This is a genomic window from Oleiphilus sp. HI0079 (genome assembly GCF_001635105.1).
This window is the reverse complement of sequence record NZ_LWFT01000551.1, coordinates 1-7,470: the sequence shown is the minus strand read 5'-3', so window position 1 is coordinate 7,470 and position 7,470 is coordinate 1. Positions and strand designations below refer to the sequence as shown.

The following is a 7,470-nucleotide window of genomic DNA, read 5'->3' as shown; positions in this document are numbered from 1 at the left end:
GGCGTATTTTGATACTCGCATGAAACTCGGCTTTCCTCTCGCCCCAGCAGAATTACGTGACGAAGTGATAGCAAAAGTCGAAGCCGCAACAGACAAAGGGAGCAAGTAATCGTGTCTCACAAAGATTTTCTCGTTGAACTTGGCACCGAAGAGCTCCCGCCGAAAGCATTAAAGAAACTCTCAGCCGCATTCAGCAAGGGTATTCTTGATGGCCTTGATGATGCCGGAATCACCTACGGAGACAGCAAAAGTTTTGCTGCACCACGCCGCCTCGCCCTTCAAATATCCGGACTAGCTCTTCAACAAGCAGACAAAGAGATTGAAAAGCGCGGTCCATCAAAGAAGGCCGCATTTGATGATGAGGGTCAAGCAACGCGCGCGCTACTAGGATTTACCGGCTCGCTAGGCATTGATCCAAGCGACCTTGAGGAAATGGAAACACCAAAAGGCGCCTGGCTTGTCTACCGAAGTATCGAGGCAGGAAAAGTGACGTCAGAGTTAATTGGTGACATTGTTGCCCAGTCACTCGCCAAATTACCGATTCCAAAGCGAATGCGCTGGGGTGCTCAAAAAGAAGAGTTCGTGCGTCCAGTGCAGTGGGTACTTATGCTTCTGGGTGGGGACGTCATTCCCGGAGAAACTTTGGGCATCCAGCATAGCAATACCACGCGCGGCCACCGGTTTATGAGCAGCGGTGAAATTGAGATCAGCGAACCATCGGCATACGAAGGTACATTGCGTGACCAAGGCAAAGTCATTGCCGATTATGAAGCGCGAAAAGCCATCATTAAGTCAGGTGTAGAGCAAATCGCAAAAACGGTCAATGGCCTTGCGATCATCGATGAAGACCTGCTCGATGAAGTCAACTCGCTCAACGAGTGGCCAACACCACTGCTCGGAAATTTTGATCATGCGTTTTTGAGCGTGCCTGCGGAAGCATTGATTTCATCAATGGCCGAACACCAAAAGTACTTCCACGTACTCGGTGATGATCAAAAAATCATGCCGCACTTTATTACCGTTTCAAACATCGAAAGCAAAGACCCTGAACAGGTCATCCGCGGCAATGAACGCGTAATCCGGCCACGTTTGTCTGACGCCGCCTTCTTTTTTGAAACAGACAAGAAAACAACCCTTGAATCCAAACGCGACGCGCTTAAGAACATAGTCTTCCAAACCAAGCTTGGTACTGTGTTCGATAAAACAGAACGTGTTTCAAAGTTATCTCAACGCATCGCCAAGGTCATTGGCAGCGATGAAAACAAGGCTCTTCGTGCTGGTCAGCTCGCAAAGTCTGATTTGGTCAGCGAAATGGTTCTGGAGTTCACAGACCTTCAAGGCATCATGGCCTATCACTATGCTTTGCATGATGGCGAAGCGGAAGACGTTGCACTGGCATTAAATGAACAGTACATGCCAAAGCAAGCTGGCGGTGAGCTGCCAAGCACACTAACGGGTTGTGCGCTTGCCATCGCAGAAAAGCTCGACTCATTGGTCGGTTTATTTGGCATAAATCAACCGCCAACAGGCACAAAAGATCCTTTTGCACTGCGTCGCGCCGCACTAGGCGTTTTGCGCATCATTGTTGAAAAACAATTGGATGTAGATCTTCGAGATCTAATTTCGTGGGCAATAGAAGAACACTCCGCTCTGGAAAACAATGATCTTGAAGCTCAGCTACTCGATTATTTACTAGATCGATTCAGAGCTTGGTTCGACGATGAAGGCATTTCCGCCGAGGTGTTCCTCGCTGTGCATGCTCGCAAGCCGACCAAGCCTGTCGACTTTGACAAGCGCATTCGCGCAGTTGCGGCCTTTAATGCATTACCACAAGCTGAAGCGCTTGCAGCGGCGAATAAACGCGTATCAAACATACTCGCGAAAAACAAAACTGAGAATGGCGGCGGGCTTAATGAAGCATTGCTAAGCGAACCAGCGGAACAGGCGCTAGCGAAACAGTTAAGCGCGTTGCAATCGAAAGTAGCACCCATGTTTGCAGCTGGTGACTACGCGCAAGCATTGAATGCACTCGCTGAACTGCAAAGCGCAGTTGATGCATTCTTCGACAACGTGATGGTGATGGCAGACGATGAAGCCGTGCGCAATAACCGTATCGCCCTGCTGGAGCAATTGCGTAACCTGTTCTTGCAAGCAGCCGACATCTCTTTGTTATCTCGCTAGCTGAAAAGTAGACTTTCTCCAAAAGTCGCATCAACATAAGAAGCCGGGCACTTTGCCCGTCTTTTTACTGTGGTGCTTTCTCTGCGCATCTAGGGTTTTGGCATTCCCGCCGTTTCAAAATAGGACTGTGCTCCTGCATGCCACGCAGACACTTTATCTGAGCGCAGCATCTCTTCACGACTCAATAACTTAAGCGCTGGATGCAAGTCTCTGAAGACATTAAAGTCTTCGAAGATAGACTGCGTAAGCGCGTAGATCATACCCTCATCTACATCCTCGCTAGAGACGAGATTTGCATAAACACCAAAGGTTTCAATATCCTTTGGATTGCCGCGATACATTCCACCGGGAATGACTGTTTTGACATAGACCTCTGAGCGCGAAATCAACTCTTCAAGCTTTGCGGAGGCGGCTGGCACAATCACGCTTTCACAATCCGTTGTGGCGAGCTTCACCGAGCTATTTGGCGAGCCAGCCACAAAGACCATCGCATCAAACCTGTCATCACACAATGCTTGCGCTTGATCGTCGGAGTCCAATTCATAGACCTCAGAGAAATCGGACTTCCACCACCCCATGACCCCCATCAACCACTCCATTGTCGCCCGCTGGCCAGAGCCTGGATTACCAATATTAATACGCTTGCCTTTGAGGTCTTCAAGCTTCTCTACGTTCGAATCCTTTCGCGCCACTATGGTAAAAGGCTCACTGTACAAATTGACCACTTTACGCAAGCCATCAAATGCCCCGTAATCTTTGAATTGAGCCGAGCCTCTTCGGGCATGCATAAACCAATCACTCTGCACAATCGCAAGATCAATCTCCTGAGCGCGCAACCGCTTTATGTTTTCCAAGGAACCGCGGCTACTCTCAACAAAACAGCGGACGCCATGCTGTTTTACGCCCTGATTCATCATCTGACATATCGCACCACCCGCAGGGTAATAAACACCCGTTACACCGCCGGTTGCCATAATCAGATGTGCCTGTTCGGCATAAACCAAACCAGAGAAAAACAAGACTATAAGAGGAAAAAAGCGCTTCAAATTCATAGATACGTTCTTTGTCTGAGAGAAATTGATCTAATGATTAAAAAGCATGCAAGAGCACCATGCAATAAATAAGTGGCGACTGGTTAATATCTGTTCTATATACAACCCAAAGGAATAAGCGCAAAATAATAATTTGGATATCCGCTTGTGATAACTGCCGGCAAAGTCAGATAAAAATACGAATGTTGCACTTACGATGGCCGAACTATGACGATCATTCAAAACAGTTCCATTCGGTTCGCGAATAACTTTATTACGCGCAGCCTCTCCCTGCCTGCGCTCAGAGCTCTTTACGGCTTCTCTTTAGCCATTGTCCTGCCATCTGGCTGGATACTTATTCAATGGCTGGCTGGCAGAAGCCCTTTCTCGGAAGAAGCCTTTGACGTTCTTCTGTACGCCTATATTACGGTGATAGGCGGAATCATGTTTGCCTCTATTGGCTTCATGATTGGCAAACGAGAGCAAACCATGACCGACCTTGCGTTAAGTGATAGCTTAACTGGCTTGTACAATAAGCGATACTTTCAAAACCGCCTAGATCAGGAATTTGAACGCTTTCAGCGTTATGGAACACCCATGTCGTTGGTGCAAGTCGATTTGGATCATTTCAAATATGTAAACGATACATGGGGCCATCAAGCGGGCGACATTGTTTTGAAACAAGTAGCAAACGCGGTGCAGAGCAATCTGCGTACCGGTGAAATTGCGGCCCGCGTGGGCGGAGAAGAGCTCTGTATCATCGTCTGCAATTCAAAAGCAGACGCCGCATTTCAGTTAGCTGAACGAATCAGAAGGGCAATCAAGGACATGGAGATTGATTGGCAGGGCGAAAAAATTCAGGTCAGTGCATCATTTGGTATTGCCGACGCAGAACCAGACATTCTGACCAAGTGGCAGCTCTATGAGCGCGCTGACCAAGCTCTCTATCAAGCCAAAGAACATGGCCGAAACTTAAGCATCATTTTCAAAAGCGACATGAGTAAAGCCGCCTGAGTCTGGTGGGATCTTCGTCATCCAAGGGCGCTTACAACTGCTTGAGTTGATAACCTTTCTTTTGAAGAAGGTCTACCACGCCCGAGGGGCCAACAAGATGTCCGGCACCAACGACCATAAAGCATACGCGATCGCTAAAGCACTGCTCTAGTTTCTCAGCCATCTGCACGTTGCGCTTAAAAAACAGCACCTCGTAGTAATTCTCCAAACTCGGAAAATCACGCATACCTTCACCGATGGCCAGCTCGTACATGAGATCTGCATCACCCTGTTTCCACGCATCTTCTAGGCCTTTCCACTCACTTTCAAAGTCAGCCATATTCAGCAAAGCATCACTAAAGCTTTCCTCATCGGAGGGTAACTCTGAAATCAATTTAATCTGAAACTCGAAGCTTTCTAGCTCTTCTATTTTTTTGCGGTAACGTGCTTTTTCAAGAAAGTAACTATCGATTCCATACTCAGCGGAATAGCCAAGCACCTGGGCCTGCAGAGCGGCTAATGTTACCCCCAACAAACCAGGCTTGTATCGCGAAAACAACTCACTGGCGTTTTCAATACCGAGACTAGCGAACATGATTTCCACCTGATCTACCAACGCTGGGGACAGTCGGTCCTTATAGCTAACTCCCTCGGGGTAATATGCATACTGCTCTATCAAGGCTTGCTGCGCTTGCGGCTCGACACGCGAATCATCAAGCTCAACCATCAACACATCGGACGCATCAAAACCATCAAGAACGGCACTATTTATCGGGTAAAAACTACCGTTGGCTAAATGCACAGCTCCCATCAAATACGCCTTGTGCAATCCGTCCTTTGAGTTCAGTTCCCACGCAAGACCACGATTCTCCGCATGTGCAAATAGGGCCACACAACACAGGCAACAAACCGTGAGCCGACGAAGCATATTGTTAGAACGCACAATCTTTACATTAATCATCAAGGCTAATCCCTAGGTTACTCCAGCCATCATCTCTTGCGAGTGCACGAAGGTTTCGTAGCAAATCTTTACTCAACTTATCTGAACCTCTCAATAGATCGCACAACGCTTGCTGAAAGCTTAGCTCGCGCACCATAAGCTCATGCTTTTCAAACAGGCGAATCAAAGCATTCTCGTCCAAGCCATCCCCTTCGGTAAACTCTAGGAACTCCGACACCGTAGCAATCGACACCTGGCTTGCTTCTTCAGCTCGCTTTTTGTCTCTGTTTAATGCTGACACGAGCGCCATTTCCCACAACTCTAGGCCGTTATTGCACGGCAAAATACCAAAGCTATCGAGCTCCTCTTCAATGATGTGCGCGACTACCTCATCAAGGCACGCAATAATCGCCTCCTCTTTCGGATGAAATACCGCAGACTCCCAACTTGTTTCCATTAACGAAGAAAAACCTTTGGGAAATGCATTGCTATCGACCTCACTGCGCTCAACACTTTCCAAGAACAAGATAATGTTCGGCAACGCACGCTCTGCTAGCGCCAAGATAAACGCAGTCTCTCGCCATCCAGTTAAGGCTTTTACCGACTTAATCAGCTTTTTGGGATTCATTCTTTAAGGCTCTCTATCAATGCGAATCGCTCATTCTTTGCTTCGCGTAAGAAGACAGCATAGGTTGCTGAGAATCTATTGCAATTTACATATAAAAGTTTTTGAATCGTAGCGTTAAGGACCAATTAATAAAACTATAGGCAGAGGAAGAAAATGAAGCTCGAATCGCTCGCACTCCACCACGGATACGAATCTGAAGCTACAACCAAGTCAGCAGCTGTACCCATTTATCAAACGACCTCCTACACATTCGATAATACCCAGCATGGCGCGGATCTTTTTGACCTGAAGGTTCCTGGCAATATCTACACGCGGATCATGAATCCAACCACGGCTGTGCTCGAGCAACGTATTGCTGAAATGGAAGGGGGTATTGGAGCTCTAGCTGTTGCTTCAGGTATGTCAGCAATCACTTATTCTATCCAGTGCCTGACCCGCGCAGGAGACAACATCGTGAGTACCAGCCAGCTTTACGGCGGCACGTACAATCTATTCGCTCATACGTTCCCGCAGCAGGGAATAGACGTACGTATGTGTAGCCACGACGACTACGAGAAGATGGAAGCACTAATTGATGACAAAACACGCGCCCTATTTTGCGAGTCTATAGGCAATCCTGCTGGCAATGTTGTCGACATCAAGAAGCTGTCTGAAATTGCGCACCGCCATGGCATCCCTGTAATCGTCGACAACACGGTTGCAACACCTTACCTATGCCAACCATTTAAGCAGGGCGCCGATATTGTTGTGCACTCTCTGACTAAATACATCGGTGGGCATGGTATTGCCATTGGCGGTGTCATTGTCGATTCAGGAAAATTCGACTGGGCCGCAAACAAAGAACGTTTCCCACTATTCAATGAGCCTGATCCTTCATACCATGGCGTTGTGTATACCGAAGCACTAGGGCCCGCAGCGTTTATTGGTCGTTGTCGCGTTGTCCCTTTGCGAAATACCGGCTCCGCGATCTCTCCACATAACGCATTCCTCATTATGCAAGGCTTGGAAACCCTTGGCTTGCGCATGGAGCGCCATTGTCAGAACGCTGAAAAGGTAGCGGGGCATCTTGCGACACACCCTAAAATCACCTGGGTAAACTATGCAGCCTTGCCTGACAGCCCGTACTATGAGAATTGTCAAAACATCTGCGGAGGCAGGGCTTCGGGCATCCTCAGCTTTGGAATAAAAGGTGGCAAAGAGGCTGGAGCTCGTTTCATTGATGCGCTGCAGATGATCCTGAGGCTAGTCAACATTGGTGATGCGAAGTCACTCGCTTGTCATCCGGCTTCAACAACACACCGTCAACTAGATGCCGATGAGCTAAAAGCCGCTGGAGTGAGCGAAGACCTCGTTCGCATCTCCGTAGGCATAGAACACATAGATGACATTATTGCCGATATTGATCAGGCACTTGAAAAGGCCTAACCCAAGACGGATAAATAAAGGCATAAAAAAAGCGACCTTTAAGTCGCTTTTTTACTCTGGCAGTGGGCTTAGGTTTTCGGCAACGTAACGCCAACCTGCCCCTGATATTTCCCACCCCGGTCACGATAGCTTGTTTCGCAAACCTCATCCGACTCAAAAAACAGCATCTGAGCAACGCCTTCGTTCGCATAGATCTTGGCAGGAAGATTGGTTGTATTTGAAAACTCTAGCGTCACATGACCTTCCCATTCTGGCTCTAGCGGTGTGACGTT

General features: G+C 48.1%; 6 protein-coding genes and 1 pseudogene. 3 read left to right on the top strand and 4 right to left on the bottom strand.

Features of this window, described 5'->3' with window-relative positions; genetic code table 11:
- Positions 1–111 precede the first annotated feature (111 nt).
- Positions 112–2,181, top strand: coding sequence for a glycine--tRNA ligase subunit beta (glyS, locus tag A3750_RS08775; protein WP_068454858.1), 2,070 nt, complete (start codon positions 112–114; stop codon positions 2,179–2,181).
- Positions 2,182–2,270: 89 nt separating this feature from the next.
- On the opposite strand, the gene A3750_RS08770 is transcribed toward glyS, so the two are convergent.
- Complete coding sequence (locus A3750_RS08770) at positions 2,271–3,233, bottom strand: TAXI family TRAP transporter solute-binding subunit (RefSeq protein ID WP_068454861.1); 963 nt, start codon at positions 3,231–3,233, stop codon at positions 2,271–2,273.
- Between the two features lie 207 nt (positions 3,234–3,440).
- Between A3750_RS08770 and A3750_RS08765 the strand changes: the two genes are divergently transcribed.
- Positions 3,441–4,226, top strand: coding sequence for a GGDEF domain-containing protein (locus A3750_RS08765; RefSeq protein ID WP_082863148.1), 786 nt, complete (start codon positions 3,441–3,443; stop codon positions 4,224–4,226).
- Between the two features lie 31 nt (positions 4,227–4,257).
- On the opposite strand, the gene A3750_RS08760 is transcribed toward A3750_RS08765, so the two are convergent.
- On the bottom strand, positions 4,258–5,097 hold the full coding sequence (locus tag A3750_RS08760) for a TraB/GumN family protein (RefSeq protein ID WP_197474970.1): 840 nt from the start codon (positions 5,095–5,097) through the stop codon (positions 4,258–4,260).
- Between the two features lie 61 nt (positions 5,098–5,158).
- Positions 5,159–5,773 carry a DUF416 family protein gene (locus A3750_RS08755; RefSeq protein WP_068452360.1) on the bottom strand — a complete coding sequence of 205 codons (615 nt, stop codon included), beginning with the start codon at positions 5,771–5,773 and terminating at the stop codon, positions 5,159–5,161.
- A gap of 153 nt (positions 5,774–5,926) precedes the next feature.
- Between A3750_RS08755 and A3750_RS08750 the strand changes: the two genes are divergently transcribed.
- Entirely contained in the window at positions 5,927–7,198 is a 1,272-nt protein-coding gene (locus A3750_RS08750) for an O-acetylhomoserine aminocarboxypropyltransferase/cysteine synthase family protein (protein WP_068452363.1), read from the top strand.
- 68 nt (positions 7,199–7,266) lie between these two features.
- Here A3750_RS08750 and dcd read toward each other — a convergent pair.
- A pseudogene (gene dcd, locus A3750_RS08745) lies at positions 7,267–7,470 on the bottom strand (dCTP deaminase); the annotation flags it as partial.

Excerpts from the sequence above, each read along its gene's own strand:
- A3750_RS08770 (WP_068454861.1), bottom strand. The coding sequence starts at position 3,233 with ATGAATTTGAAGCGCTTTTTTCCTCTTATAGTCTTGTTTTTCTCTGGT.
- A3750_RS08765 (WP_082863148.1), top strand. The coding sequence starts at position 3,441 with ATGACGATCATTCAAAACAGTTCCATTCGGTTCGCGAATAACTTTATT.
- A3750_RS08755 (WP_068452360.1), bottom strand. The coding sequence starts at position 5,773 with ATGAATCCCAAAAAGCTGATTAAGTCGGTAAAAGCCTTAACTGGATGG.
- A3750_RS08750 (WP_068452363.1), top strand. The coding sequence starts at position 5,927 with ATGAAGCTCGAATCGCTCGCACTCCACCACGGATACGAATCTGAAGCT.